This window comes from Winslowiella iniecta, assembly GCF_001267535.1.
Classification (GTDB): domain Bacteria; phylum Pseudomonadota; class Gammaproteobacteria; order Enterobacterales; family Enterobacteriaceae; genus Erwinia; species Erwinia iniecta.
The window spans coordinates 100,580-115,122 of sequence record NZ_JRXE01000010.1 but is presented as its reverse complement, the minus strand read 5'-3'; the positions used below and the strand labels follow the sequence as shown (position 1 = coordinate 115,122).

General features: G+C 50.6%; 11 protein-coding genes and 1 pseudogene. 5 read left to right on the top strand and 7 right to left on the bottom strand.

What is annotated here, in order from left to right:
- From NG42_RS22895 to NG42_RS08955, 3 genes and pseudogenes are all read right to left on the bottom strand, one after another.
- Window positions 1-272, bottom strand: a pseudogene (locus NG42_RS22895) (hypothetical protein); the annotation flags it as partial.
- Between the two features lie 151 nt (window positions 273-423).
- Entirely contained in the window at window positions 424-1,158 is a 735-nt protein-coding gene (locus NG42_RS08960; protein WP_052898996.1) for a YoaK family protein, read from the bottom strand.
- A complete protein-coding gene (locus NG42_RS08955) occupies window positions 1,148-1,348 on the bottom strand; it encodes a hypothetical protein (RefSeq protein ID WP_156322092.1) in 201 nt (66 codons plus the stop codon). The genes NG42_RS08960 and NG42_RS08955 overlap by 11 nt, the downstream gene beginning before the upstream one ends.
- 190 nt (window positions 1,349-1,538) lie before the next feature.
- Between NG42_RS08955 and NG42_RS08950 the strand changes: the two genes are divergently transcribed.
- Both NG42_RS08950 and NG42_RS08945 read left to right on the top strand, forming a co-directional pair.
- Window positions 1,539-1,988, top strand: coding sequence for a DUF4385 domain-containing protein (locus tag NG42_RS08950; RefSeq protein ID WP_052898949.1), 450 nt, complete (start codon window positions 1,539-1,541; stop codon window positions 1,986-1,988).
- Between the two features lie 205 nt (window positions 1,989-2,193).
- Window positions 2,194-3,408, top strand: a complete 1,215-nt coding sequence (locus tag NG42_RS08945) for a sugar transporter (protein WP_052898948.1) — start codon at window positions 2,194-2,196, stop codon at window positions 3,406-3,408.
- 136 nt (window positions 3,409-3,544) lie between these two features.
- Here NG42_RS08945 and NG42_RS08940 read toward each other — a convergent pair whose 3' ends face one another.
- The 4 genes from NG42_RS08940 to NG42_RS08925 form a co-directional block, all read right to left on the bottom strand.
- Window positions 3,545-4,420: a substrate-binding domain-containing protein gene (locus NG42_RS08940; RefSeq protein ID WP_052898995.1), complete on the bottom strand. Its 876-nt coding sequence runs from the start codon at window positions 4,418-4,420 to the stop codon at window positions 3,545-3,547.
- Between the two features lie 14 nt (window positions 4,421-4,434).
- Complete coding sequence (locus NG42_RS08935; RefSeq protein WP_052898947.1) at window positions 4,435-4,827, bottom strand: YgiW/YdeI family stress tolerance OB fold protein; 393 nt, start codon at window positions 4,825-4,827, stop codon at window positions 4,435-4,437.
- Between the two features lie 187 nt (window positions 4,828-5,014).
- On the bottom strand, window positions 5,015-5,935 hold the full coding sequence (locus tag NG42_RS08930; RefSeq protein WP_052898946.1) for an ACP S-malonyltransferase: 921 nt from the start codon (window positions 5,933-5,935) through the stop codon (window positions 5,015-5,017).
- A 140-nt stretch (window positions 5,936-6,075) separates the two neighbouring features.
- Window positions 6,076-10,989, bottom strand: a complete 4,914-nt coding sequence (locus NG42_RS08925; protein WP_052898945.1) for a hypothetical protein — start codon at window positions 10,987-10,989, stop codon at window positions 6,076-6,078.
- Between the two features lie 298 nt (window positions 10,990-11,287).
- On the opposite strand from NG42_RS08925, the gene NG42_RS08920 reads away from it, so the two are divergent.
- From NG42_RS08920 to NG42_RS08910, 3 genes are all read left to right on the top strand, one after another.
- Entirely contained in the window at window positions 11,288-12,358 is a 1,071-nt protein-coding gene (locus NG42_RS08920; protein WP_052898944.1) for an RHS repeat-associated core domain-containing protein, read from the top strand.
- A gap of 168 nt (window positions 12,359-12,526) precedes the next feature.
- Window positions 12,527-13,597, top strand: a complete 1,071-nt coding sequence (locus NG42_RS08915) for an RHS repeat-associated core domain-containing protein (RefSeq protein WP_053115787.1) — start codon at window positions 12,527-12,529, stop codon at window positions 13,595-13,597.
- A 230-nt stretch (window positions 13,598-13,827) separates the two neighbouring features.
- Entirely contained in the window at window positions 13,828-14,463 is a 636-nt protein-coding gene (locus NG42_RS08910) for a carbonic anhydrase (RefSeq protein ID WP_052898943.1), read from the top strand.
- Window positions 14,464-14,543 lie beyond the last annotated feature (80 nt).

Sequence of the window (14,543 nt, the reverse complement as noted above, 5' to 3'; positions counted from 1 at the left end):
CCGATTAGCGAACGGGCATAACCGCCGACCTGATGTGCCCCCGCCGGAACACGCAGCGACATGCTTTCACCCACCGGCAGAGCACCCGCCTCGCTACCGTCGACGGTGACGAAAACCGTCGCGCCATCGGCCGTACGCGCCGGAAGATGCGTCACGCTGAGCTGCGTCGAACCGCTGCTAAAATCCGCCACCGTTTCATCAACGGAGTGTTTAGCGCATCCGCTAAGTGCTACAGCCGCCACCATTGCGGCGAGGGTATAACGGTTAATCATCGTGCTTTGACTTCCTGAGAGGCTTTTTGTGATCTTGCGCAACAATATAGCCGAGATCGCAATTGAGATGAATGTGCAAGACGGTAATCTCGGAGAATTCTGCTGCCCGGCTGCGGTGGATTGCACAGCAAGCGAGCAGCAGCACAGATAATCAGGCAACTTTACGCACGCTTGCCCGGTGCAGCGTCACGGCAATGGCGGATACCGCCACCAGAATAAGCACAATGCCCAACGCAATCATTGCCAGGAAGCCAAACCCTCTGAACAGCAGGAATCCGGCAATACAGCCCGATAGAAATGAGAAAATGGTGGTCAGATGGGTATAAAGCTGTTTCTGGTGGAAGCGCCTGTCAGCATAGGCCGCATGAGTCACAATGGCGGAAATAAATGAACCTAACGCAATACCTGCATCGGTCAGCGTCCCGGTAACATGCGTTGATCTCACGCGTCCGTTTGAAAGCTGGGTCGAGGTTGAGTTATGTACTCCCATCAGAAACCCGAGCAACACCAGAATTTCACCGTTGTTTTTTTGCGAGTAAAAGATGGCCTCAAAAATTGAGGTTGCCGTTAATGCCAGCCCTTCTGCCAGCAGAACAAGGCAGTAAATAGTCCGGAGATTTTTCTTCAGACCGCCAATGACGATAAACCGTGCAGTGGTTGCTCCCACGATAAATGCGCCGATCAATACGGCCAGAAAAAGCAGATCATGAAAGTCTGAGCCGGAGACTTCCGTCGAGATTTGTGAGGTATTCCCCGTCATATGGGACGGAAAAAAACCAAACGCACCAAAGGCCATCGCATTAAGCACGCCCGCCGTGGTCGCCAGTACCAACGCCAGCGAACGGTCTTCAGTATGTGACCTTGCTTTCTTCTTTTTAATCAGCAAATGATTCACCATTGTGGTTACGGGAAGGAAAACAGCCTGTATTCAGCATAGTGCTGTATAAAAAAAGCGTAAGCAGAATTACCTGAAACAGACCCGGCAACATATTGATATCCAGTCTATTTATTAACTTTTCTTGGGTTTTCTTTTCTACTGTAAATAATCCTTTAATGAATGTTTCATCCATTGGCATAGTTCCACGCCGGCGCGTTTATTGCGTCAGATAAGCTTTTTTGGGCTTTCTCATCTACCTTTAAAATAGTTAACCGGAGGAGTGGTTATGAGGAATTCATTACTGCTATTTGCCCTGCTGCCAGCAGATTCTGTGGCAAAAGCAGTTAACGCGCGGGATCGGCTATTTTATTCTTCCCAGGGAACAATCGATGAAAGAATTTGATTATCAGCAGGATTTTAAAAACATCAATTTTCGTCAGCATCCTGAACGCTATCAGGTTGGCCGTGGCGAGCAAGGGGTGTTGATGGTTGAACCGTATAAAAGTGAAATTCTGCCACACTGGCGGTTTAAAACCCCGGCGATCGCTGAAATCTCCGCCAAAAAAATCCTCGCACTGTACGAGAATTACCGGGCAGCCGATGATTTTGTTGGCATGGATATGGCGCGCAAATTTATTCAGATGGGCTATACCCGCGCCCGGCGTTACGCCAACCATCAGGGCGGGAGAAAATATGATACTGAAGGTCAGATACTGCCTTATCAGCTTAATCAGGAAAAAGCCGACGCGGCAGCCATTTTTAAGGCCGAGTGGGATAAAATCCGTGAAGATAAGGATTATCTGGCACGCAAAAAAAACCATCAGACGAAATATGGCTGAAGGTCGCTCCATCCCGTTTCCGTTGTTCCCTCGCTTGCCACCTCCTTGACTGTCGCAGCCCTCCGCATTAACCCGGCGATAAAAATCGCTTATCGCTGGCAACCTCATTAGCGATAAATGCGACATAGATCACATTTAGGTTGAATTTTGTTTAAGCGGAACTAGAATTTCCCGCTTTCTTTTTCACCACCTGAGCTGATTGTCTATGTCTGATATCAACGCCGTTTCACGTAAAACCGCCTGGACACGCGTACTGACTCTCGCCGTGGCCGCGTTTATTTTCAATACCACCGAATACATCCCGGTTGGGCTGCTCTCGGACATTGGCGGCAGCTTTGGGATGGCGTCAGCACAAACGGGCATTATGCTGACCGTCTATGCGTGGATTGTGGCGCTGATGTCGCTGCCGCTGATGTTGATGACCAGCAATATCAATCGCCGCACGCTGCTGATTACGGTGTTCGGTTTATTTGTGTGCAGTCATTTGCTCTCATTTTTCGCCTGGAGTTTCGATATCCTGCTCATCAGTCGCGCCGGTGTCGCCCTCGCGCACGCGTTATTCTGGTCGATTACCGCCTCGCTAGCGGTACGGCTGGCGCCAGCAGGTAAACGCGCTCAGGCTCTGGGTCTGATTGCATCCGCAACCGCGCTGGCATCAGTGCTGGGCTTACCGCTGGGCAGAATGATCGGTCAGGGATTTGGCTGGCGCGTGACGTTTTTGGTGATCGCCGCCATCGCGTTTTTGCTGTTGTGGCTGATAGTCAAAGTGATGCCGAAACTGTCTTCAGAAGACGCTGGCTCAGTAAGAAGTCTTAACGAGCTGTTCCGCCGCCCCGCGCTGCTCGGGCTGTATATTCTGGCGGCCACCGTGGTGACCGCCCACTTCACCGCGTTCACTTACATTGAGCCTTTTGTCGAAAAGGTCGCGGGATTCAGCCAGCATTTTGCCACCCTGCTGTTATTAGTTCTGGGTGCTGCGGGCATCGTGGGGAGCTTTATTTTCAGCAAATTTGGCGAAGCCAACCTGAACCTGATGCTGAGTGGTTCAATCGCGCTGTTATTAACCTGTCTGATGCTGCTGTCTGGCGCTGCGGTCAGTGAGCTGTGGATGATTGCGCTCTGCTTATTGTGGGGAGTTGCCTTTATGATCATTGGTATGAGCATGCAGATGAAAGTCCTGACGCTGGCACCCGATGCCACTGATGTGGCGATGGCGATGTTTTCAGGCATCTTCAATATCGGTATTGGCGCAGGCGCACTGCTGGGGAATAAAGTCAGCACTGACATATCCATGGCTTCGGTAGGCTATGTCGGTGCGATACCGGCATTAATGGCACTGGTGGTGGCTTTCCTGATGTTCCGCAAACGGGCCAGTCATACCCGTCAGGATCAGCAGCCTTTAGTCACCGAGATCAAATAACGTCTGGTGCGGCGGTTTGTCGGCAATCGCCATCATCCCCCCCTCATGCGGACCCGAGCGCTTTGCCAGCGCGGTGAATATCCGGCCAGAAATCCCTCTCACTGCAGTGACGGATTTCTGCCGTGAACATTCGCTATCAGTGGCGACTGGCGCAGCCACATTTGGACATTTCGCCCTGCACTTCCTTTCCCAGATGCGAGTGCCTGATTTGGAGTTCGCCCTGCTGCCATGCACCGCTATGATCCGTGCCGCAGTTAAGCAGGCGGTTTAGCGCCTCGGTAATTTGCACATCACAGCGCTGCGTCCAGCTGGTCAGGTGCCAGGTTGATGAACGCGCTTCATCGACGTCATCAAAACCCACCACTGCGATATGCGCGCCCTGGCCAAAATCACGGACTGCCTGTAGCGCACCAAAGGCCAGCTGATCATTTTCGCAAAATAGCGCGTTGATGCGTTCTGATGCCCGCGCCTGTTTCAGGTAGGCCATCATCGCCTGATAAGCCTGCTCGCGATGATCACTGCCCGCCACCAGCAGCTTATCCAGGGATTTATTCGCCGCCGCTAAACTGGCGGTATACCCCGCCATCCGCTGCCGGTCTGGTGCAGTGATATCCTGCCCTTTCATATAGCCAAAGCGCTGAAATCCCTGCGCCAGCAGTAGATGACCGATTTCCACACCCGCCGCGTAGTCATTAGCACAGACCACCTGCGCATCGGCATTGTCAGTGCTACAAAGATAAAGGGTCGGAACCGAGGGTAACAGTTCGGCGGCGATATTCAGCTCTTCACTGAACAGCGTGGCGAGAAAGACCAGCCCGTCAACCTGTAACCTTCCCGCCTTTTGCAGGAGTGACGTAAAACTTTCCCGCGAGTCAACATTCAGCAGCAGCGTATTACAACCGCGCGCATTAAGTTGCCGGGTTAACTCATTTAGCATCTTCACGGTATAAGGATTCGTGAAGTGATCGCTAACCACGCCGATAATTTGGCTGTTACCTTGCTTTAGTGGCATCTTTTCCCCAATCATTATGGCTCACCCAACCGCTCAACATTAATCACGGTACTCTCCCCTTTTCCCTGCACCCGTCCGCTAATCCGGACTAACTCATCGGCTTCAAACTCTTTTCCTTTCCACACTTTCTGCGGAACCTTGATCTCAATGGTGTCGGTTTTATCACGAAACAGATAACTTTCACCCTGCTTATGTTGGATGATATTCCCTTCCAGCGTGACCCAGGCATCCTGGTTAAGGTCGCGAACCTTATTAATGGTGTTTTCTCTGGTATCTTCCGTTCCTTTGTATCCGGCGTCCTGTTGGTGCGGAGGTGGCGCCGTTTCTCCCGCTTTAAATCCTCCCTCCTCAGCATGGGTACTGAAACTGAAAACCGTTAACAGAGCGATTATTGGGGTAATTTTCATCATGACGCCTTTATATTCTCAGATTAACTTTAGTCACAGCTGAGCAGACGTAATCCGATCCTCAGCTCTGGGGATGACATCATTGCGTCACCCTACTGCTTTTCTAAGCATAGCAATCGCAAGAGAAAGACAGCAGATGAAGATCTCTGTCGGATGAGAAGTGCACTTTTTACAGCAGCGGTAATGTTTAGATCTTTCTGCAATGCAACGACAACGTCGGCGAATAGCCAGTGAAATCCTTCAGCATTTGCCCGAGGTAAGCCTTATTGCTGACCTCGACCAGCAATGGCGTTAAAGGGCGGCTTAACAAATGCGCCATCGAATCCCTCCATTTAACGGTATGAGTTAAATGCAGTGACAAATTTTCTTTAATAGTTGCAGGAATGAGCTCTGGCGCACCAGTAACATTCATCAGCACATCGTGCTGAGGGCGTTTGATCTCCACCGTCGCGAGAAAATCCCGCATCCGTTGGACTCCCTCCTGCATCAGTCGGGTATGCCAGGCACCACTCACCGCGAGCTTTGCATTGTCGTATCCACTCAAGGTCAGTATACGGGAAAATTCATTGAGAGAATCGGCAGTGCCACCGATAACCTGCTGTCGGTGGCTGTTATCGCAGCTGATATCCAGCCCGGCGCCGGAACGCGCAATCAGGTCAGTCATCGTCTGATAATCGACACCCTTCACTGCACGCATCGCACCTTTACTGGCCTGACTCAACTCATGCATCAGCTGAGAACGAAAGTGGATCATGCTAAACAGATCTTCAAGGGTCACGGCATTTGCCGCGTACAATGCCGCATATTCGCCGACGCTATGGCCGCATAAACCCACCACATTCTCAACCGCCAGTTTTTCACGACACAAAGTATAAAGCGTGACGTTAATCGCAGTGACCGCTACCTGCTGACAAGTGGTTTGTATGAGTTTATTCATTGGACCTTTTAAGCAAAGGCGTCGAATATCGGTTTGCGAAATATCGCTGGCGCAATCCCAAATCTGACGGGTCGAATCATTTATACCCCAGAGATCTGAGCCCATACCGATAAGCGGGTTACCCTGACCGGCAAACAGATAAACGACGGGCCGTGATTGATTATTCTCCATAGCCAAAACCTTAGTAATGATCATTAAAACCTGAATAACCTCCGAAGGTTTCGCCTGAAGGGACGACTCCGGAATCCTTGTGGTCAAAAGCGGCATAAATGCCGCTGTAACGTCCTGTTGTGAGTCCCCTGCCAGCAAAATTACATCTTTGCGGTAGCGGCTTTATCCAGATAGAACTTAATCAAGGCTGGCACCCTTGGTGTACCACTGGGGACACCCGTGTTGATCATATGTTGCACCGTTTGAGTCGTCAGCGGGCTGATAATATCAGGGTAATGTTTAGCTGCCAGCGCACTACCAATCGATACACCGTCGATAATCAAATTCTTCAACGCACCTCGCCACGCCTTTTCCATCAGGTCGTGTTCATCCTTCGGCCAGTCGGCATTGTTCACCTTGGCCAGGCCAGTCATCACGCTGGCAGTAAAACGCATCAGTGCTTTTTTCGCCAATGTTGACGCACCAGGAGGGATTGGAAAAAAGGTAATAGCGGCTTGCACCAATGACCCCGTCACATCGATGATTAAAGCTTTCATTCTTTCATCCTTGGTTCTTAACATCGTATCCCGGTCATTTTCCGCTTGTGCGGCACTGACATTAAATGAAAAATGCTCATCGCGGGTTACCGTATCAAAAGGCGAACGGATAATACTGCCGGCATGAAACGCCGAACCTTTGAATCTGGTATTTTTTACATCTGAATTTTCCATCTCGGCCTGTGTATAGGCTTTCAGGTGGCTTGTGATAAATTTCTGCATCTCTGCGTTGGTTCTTCCCGCTTCAGAGTCATCGATCATGACTGACGAACCAAAGTCATCCCAGGCCAGGATTTTATTTTTATACCGGAAGCAGACAGTATTGGCTAAGGGTTCGCCATTAAATGTTAAGCCAAACGCGTCCATCGCCCCTTCACAGAAGAGATTGAGTAACAGTTTAAAATCTTTCTTCTCCTCTGCTGTAAGTTTCACACTATATTTTGACAGTTTGGTATAGATATCTTCTGCCACCGCAACATGCGCAACGTTCTGGTACTTTTTCACTGAATCTTTGAATTCAGCATTATTTTTTAACTTCGCCAAATCGTCCGTGTGTTTTTTTGCAATGATATCGGGAAGCGCCGGGCCATGGGTTCCCGCCGCTCTCGCTTTGTTTTGAGTATTACTATACTGTTGATTATTTCCATTCGGGAAAAGTGCATCGCGGAACGCTAATTTTGGCACCCCACTTCCTCTCGCCGCCAGCGGCTTGTGCTGTTCGTGCCCCTCCCAGACGATGTCATAATCGTTCATATTGATCTTACCGGTCGCGATGTCCATGATGGGCACTCGTCTTTCCGGATGCACGCTTCTTCCTGTTGGCCTAATCGAAACTTCATCATTAGGTGATGTTATATAACCCCGACTTTGCGGATATTTATCAATAATGTCCTGGATGTATTGGTAAATATAGGTTTTGAAGCTTAACTCACTACAAAATCTGTTTACCAGGCCATTTTTTACCTGGCCACTTAAAACATTTCCTGCCTCAACCACTTGTTGCTTACTGAAATTGACCTTGGCCGTGCCTTTATTCTCGACTGACACTCCACGCTTCCTGGCCAGAAGCAGGTCCAATTGCATTCTTTCATCTCTGTATTCACGAAAATCCTGATAAAACCAGCCGTTTGAAACATTGCCTGCTGTGAGGCTGGATGTCGTGCCTTTGATATTATGGCTGTCCTCTACTGAAATATTTCTGGTTGTATTATCAGACTGAAGTATCTGTTTAATGATTTCTTCATCTTTAGCTGAATGGCGTATTCTCCCGCGATGCCCCGCGCTCTCCTCTAACTGGCCGGGGAAAAACATAGAGAGATCGCTTCGCGTTAATCGGGTAGTCTCACTTTTCACGCTGTCGAGATCACGTCGATTTCTGATTTTGGCTTCACTATGACTGGTGGTCTCATTCGCTGATGTGACCGGCACCGGTTCACTGCGTTTCTCTCTGACCGGTCGGTTTAATAATGTCGCGATGGTCAGACCTGATACCGCTCCGGCACCCGTGGCTAACAGCACGCAAAACAGCTTTTTCCATTGCATGCTGTCACCGACAATCGATTCCGTCGTCGGGGCGTAGACACCGGCGTCCGGCGCGTTGATGGTCACGATCATCGGTTCATGATCGCCTTCGGTTTTTAATGCCTCCGGCACCCTGCGGTTAATCACCATCGGGCGGGCAGCATCACCCTTACTCAGCAGACTGTCACCCGCCAGCCAGAGCATTGACACCAGCCCACCCACGGCGGCTCCCGCTGCAGCACCGGCGGCCAGTTGCCCCCTCCCAGGAGCAGATTCGACAACAAAGTAGCCCTGCGCCTTTTCTTCCGGTGTCAGCTCGATTTCTTTGGTGAAAAGATTAACAAAAGCATCTTTAGCCCAGTCAATGAAGTTAACCAGATTTTCCGATGCAAATTTCCTCATCAGGGTATTCAGCTCGGCTGCTGCGCTTTGCAGTTCAGGCTTATCGCTGGTCGCCAGCCGGGCGATGGCCTGCCCAAGGAAAATTTGCAGTGAGCGGATATCCGTCAGCTTTGGCTCCATCGGCAGCGTGCTCAGGGTCTTTTCCAGCGCCCCAAGCTGTTCCAGTATGATCGCTGAGGACGGAACACCTTCCGCTACCAGGGTATTTCGTAACGTCAGTTGCAGCTTCTCATGGATGGCACGAAGCGATATGGCATCCGCTTGCGGCTGCTGCAAAACAGTTTTCAGGTGATTCTGCACCGAATCCAGTTCATCCTGAAGCCGGTCAAGCGCCTCACCTTTCAGCGATCGGGTTAGTACATTACGTAGCGCGTCTAACTCGGCCTGCATCCCCTTTTTCCAGCTGGGTTCATCCCCGAGCTTTCTTTGCAGTTCGACCAGCTTTGTCTGCAATTCGCCCAGCGCTTTAAGCCTGCCTTCCTGCGTTTCCGCAGAAGGTTTGCTCAGGCTGTTGCGGTTAATCGCCTCCTGCAATGACCTCTGCGCTTTCAGCGCGTCGCGTATGCCAACCAGCTCCTGATGGTTCAGCGCGGTCAGTTCCTCCCACGCACGTTTCAACGCTGGCAGGTATGGCACGGTTTCCGCAGCCAGTCGCAGGCCGGGTGATTCGCCAGCCCAGATTTTTAGCGTTTCGCTTAGCGGCTCGAGGTTTCTCCTTGCCCGAATCGGGTCATCATCACGGATTGCCGCGATGATTTCGCCGACCACCATGGGCTCCAGTACCGCGTGCTGAATAAACTTATCCTTCACCGTAAGTTTCTCTGGATCTGCTTCGGCATAGGCTTTTAGCCACTCTCCCCCGGTGGCCGTGACAGGAACCTGAACGTGTCTGCTGGTAAAGCAAAAAACCGCCAGCGCCTGGATTTTGTCCAGCGACAGGTTGGCGTAATCCTTCCGGTTATCAATAAAATCCTGCTTCAGGAAATCACTGAATGCACTGTACAACATGCCAGGCTGTGTCACGCCAACCGCATAAGCACTGTTGGAAAACTGAATCGTTTTCTGCATCACCAGTGCTAATGGTTTTACCGCGTCGCCCAGCACGCCGAAAACCGTGCGGAAAGCCGCCGAAGCCGCTTTCTGCAACGTTTTCTGCACATCAATCATCGAGAACGCTTTGCCCATTTTGGCGAGCGTGCCCTTACTGGTGTAAAGCTCACCGATATCGGATAAACGGGCATTATCTGTCAATAATTCGCCGACCGCTCCCAGTTGGGGCTTCAGCGCAATATTCGCCCCGGCGATCTCCAGCTGGCTCATCATCGCCATAATATTTTCAGCATCGGAGCCATTATTCTTAAAGGAGGTAAGCGCCTGAGCGTACCGCAGCAGATGATTTCGCAAAAATGCGCGTTCAGCCGGGTCAAGACCGAAAGTCTCATGCAGCAGGGCATCATCTGCCTTTTCGAGGGTTTTCATCATCTCCGGATGGATTAACACCGCTTTTAACCACTGAATATGAGCGACGACGTCGGCTGCCCCTTTCGCCTGTAGTGCTTCGCTACCGCTGACCTTCACTTCCGGGTGATCAGGAAGTCCTTCCAGCTGCAATTTACCGTCCTGAATACTTTGGGCTATTTTTTCCGTGATTCTTATCGGCAGCGCCATCTGTTCTGGCGCGACCTTTTCCGTCAGATTGATAAAGAATTCATTAACCGTGATATTGCTTTTTTCCCATTGCTGCCAGGAATCATGCACATTCAGAAAAAATGTCACCGCCTTGCCGACAGCACCCAGCCCAATGCTATTGTGTATTTCCTCCACAGGCTTTCTCAGCTCTGAAAGATTACTTTTCTCATTATTCTTCAGTGAGACACTTTTCTGCAGGATATCCAGCACCAGACACAGCCTATCCACTACGTGGAACTGCATGGAATCGGATCTTTTTTTCAGGCTGGCGCGCGCGTTATTAAATTCATAGGTCAAAGCCTTCAACTTCTCGCCAAGACTTTTATCTTCACCAGAGAGCGCCTTCTTCACACCTTTAATCAGATCGATTAGCGGAACAACATCCACCAGCTTATCCAGCCCGGTCAATTTACTGGTCGTTTCCAGCAGGATATCGACGGCCATTTTACGTCCCCAGTCTGACATCACCTTTTTCACCGACAGAGGATCGGGCGCGGACGTGATGGCGTCCGTAAAAGAAGAGAGGGTTGACGGCGCAACCGCTTCAGCGGCCTTCACACCGAAATTGAAGATATTACTCCAGGTGAGTTCGTACTGCGTTTCCGTCGGCGGATATTCGCCCTCAAAAAAATCGTTAAGCGTGAGATTGTCAGTACTTTCTGGCAGCGGCTGTTTGAGGCGCAATCCGCTGCCGGCGACCAGCTCTTCTTTAAATCCCGGTAGCTCAGTTAATAACGTCAGAATATTTTGACCAATTTCTTGATTTTGCGACCAGTTAATTCCGGCTTCAGTCATTTTTTCAAGTAGCTGCGGTAAGGTATCGGGAGTGATTTTTTCAGGGGCTGGCTGGGTGGCGGGTAATAAATTCAACGGACCTAAACGTCCCGAAAGAATTGACTGCACCATAATATTTGACCTTAAAATAATCGAATAATTACCCTCAGTTAATACCGATTAACCTCATCCGTTCTTTCGTATTTAGAACAATACTGTCAGTTTTTGACAAATCGTTTTTTCGTCCCGTCAATGACCGGCATTAACCGCTAGCCGCTTCTCATGCCGATGAAATCATGCTGTCATCTGCAAGATTCATCCGTTCTCAGAACCTTATGTGCCCACACTCCCAGAGTTGTTATTGTGATTTTCTCACTCAGTAGATCTCTGCGCTTAATTCACACTCCAGGATTTTCACGAGGAGTTAACGATGAGCAGTTATTTATTGAGGTTTAACGGTGAGCGCTTCGACCCCGTCAGTGAAACTTACCACCTGGGTAAGGGCTATCGGGTGTATAACCCGGAGTTAATGCGTTTTTCCTGCCCGGACAGCTGGAGTCCGTTTGGCCGGGGCGGGATCAATCCTTATGCGTACTGTCATAACGACCCGATCAACCTGTCTGACCCATCCGGGCATTTTAGCTGGCAGGCCGGGCTGGGGATCGGGATCGGGCTGCTGGGCCTGCTGACAGCGGCCTTTACCGCCGGGGCCTCGCTCGTCGTCGCGGGAAGCCTCAGTGCCGCACTGGGCGCGTCATCGGCGATAACACTGGCTACCGGCGCAGCAGGCCTGCTGGCGGATGTTACCGGATTAGTCAGCACGGCGATTCAGCAATGCGACCCGAAAGCGGCTGCACGATTCGGGTGGGTATCCTTTGCAGCAGGATTAGTGTCATTTGGTTTGGGGCTGGCAGCAGGCGGCTACCGACTATTAAATAAAACCGCGTTAGAAAGTGGCTATGAAGTTCTGGTGGCAGACCCCGCTCCCCGCCCTGAACTTCCCGTTGCGCAGCCTCTTTCCGACCTTGAAAAGGTATCGAATAACCCGATAATTATGCCCAATATAATGCGCCATCTTAACGGGCTTGAAGTCGACAAGTTACGGGCGACATCCACCACCCTGCGCACTAATCTAGAGCAACATCTGAAAAAACTGGAAAGATTTACGGTGCCCATGGGGGCGGGGCAAGAAGTTAACCTCACCGAGGCTCTCGAAGAGCCTAATATTGTCGATTCTGATATCACCACCCTCAGAGATATCTGGCGGGGAAATTTCACGTTTACTCCTCCCTCACAGCTCAGCCTGCATCGGATAAATCCTGCCAGCATTAGATATATGCTGCACGACGCAGGAAAATATCGCCTGTCATTTCAGGATTTTATTAAAGCCGAGGAGATTGATAATGCCTTTATCAAGGAGATAAACAACAGAAACCAGATATTTAAGGCGTGGCAAACACTGTTTCATACGTTTCACCCTGATGAATTTTCGCAAATATAACCTGTGGGGGGAAGAAACCCTCCCAACTTTTAATTATCAATCACTGCCAGCAGTTATCCGCAAAATGCATCAGCACTCTGAGGATATTAGCATTGCCAATACCAGGGCTATTTTTATGATTTACTCACTCAGTAGATCAAACCTCATGATTTTTACAAGGAGTTAATGATGAGTCGTTGTTTATTGAAATTTAATAGTGAGCGCCTCGACCCCGTTGGTAACCATTACCACCTGGGTAAGGGCTATCGGGTGTATAACCCGGAGTTAATGCGTTTTTCCTGCCCGGACAGCTGGAGTCCGTTTGGCCGCGGTGGGATTAATCCTTATGCATACTGTCATGCCGACCCGATCAACCAGTCTGACCCATCCGGCCATTTTAGCTGGCAGGCCGGGCTGGGGATCGGGCTGGGGATGCTGGGTCTGCTGACGGCGGCCTTTACCGCCGGGGCCTCGCTCGCCGTCGCGGGAAGCCTCAGTGCCGCACTGGGCGCGTCATCGGCGATAACACTGGCTACCGGTGCAGCGGGCCTGGTGGCGGATGTTACCGGGCTGGTCAGCAATGCCATGGATCATAGCAATCCGAAAGCGGCTTCGCTGCTCGGATGGATCTCATTTGCGGCAGGAATACTGTCATTCGGTACAGGTCTGGCAGCGGGCGGCTACCGACTGTTAAATAAGACTGCGGTGGCGGGTGACTATGAAGTTCTGACGGAAGCAGAACATGCCTCTCTCCCTGAGCTAAACGCTGCGCAACCTCTTTCCGACATTGAAAAAGTATCGGGTAACCCGGTAATTATGCCCAGAATCTTGCGCCACCTCAGCGGGCTTGACGTAGATAGATTACGCGCGACATCCACCACCATGCTGACTAATGTAGAGAAATATTTGAAAGACCTGGAAAGCCTTACGGTGCCAATGGCGGCTGGGCAAGAGATCAAACTCACCGAGGCACTTAGAGAGCCGCGCATTCAGGAATCTCATATTGAAGCACTCAGAGATATCTGGCGCGGTAAATCTACGTTGACTCCTCCCTCACGGCTTAGCCTGAGTCAGTTTAATCCTGCCAAACCCAGGTATTTGCTGGGAGCTCAAAGAGAATTTATATTTTATCACGAGGTCATTCCAGTCCGAGCGAAAGACAATTCCTTTCTCCATGAACTCGAAAACAGAAACCAGATATTTAAGATATGGCAAGCACTGTTCCGTGACTTTCATCCTGATGACTTCGCTAACGTCTAATCTCCAGTAGCGAAGAGATTCACGTCGGGTTGATTTTATAACCGCTGTGGCACGGGCACGGCATTACCTGTCGCGCCCATAGCACACCGGTTTAATGGAATACCCTGGGCGGCGAAGTCCTGCGCCAGTGATGACAAACTTCTCTGGTCTTTATCTCAGTTGAACCTGCCGCCATGACGATGCCATAATACAATTTAAATAATGCTCTGAAGCGAGGAGAAGCTGCTGCTATGAAACATATTGTTGAAGGATTTTTAAACTTCCAGAAAGAGATTTTCCCCGACCAAAAAGAGCTGTTTCGCAGCCTGGCTTCCAGCCAAAATCCCAAGGCTTTATTTATCTCCTGCTCAGACAGCCGTCTGGTGCCGGAACTGGTTACCCAGCAGGATCCGGGGCAGCTGTTTGTGATTCGAAATGCAGGCAATATCGTGCCCTCTTTCGGCCCGGAACCAGGCGGTGTATCTGCGACTATCGAATATGCTGTGGTTGCCTTAGGCGTAACTGATATCGTTATTTGCGGTCACTCTAACTGTGGCGCGATGAAAGCGATCGCTTCCTGCCAGTGCCTTGATCCCATGCCAGCGGTGGCCCACTGGCTGCGCTATTCCGATGCCGCTAAGGCTGTAGTGGAGAAGAAAAGTTACGCCACTGAGGACGAAAAAGTTAACGCGATGGTGCAGGAGAATGTCATTGCACAGTTAAACAATATCAAAACCCATCCGTCTGTCGCCGTCGGACTGCGTAACAACGCCCTGCGTCTGCATGGCTGGGTATACGATATTGAAAGCGGCGTAATCCGTGCTCTGGATAAAAGCACCAAACAGTTTGTCACCCTGTCCGATAATCCGGACGTCTGCTTCGAATAAAATCTCCTGGGGCTGGGATGCCCCTGATAGTTCCCTTACGTCAGTTTATCTGCCTTGCCCGACGGCTGCGCGACAGCGAT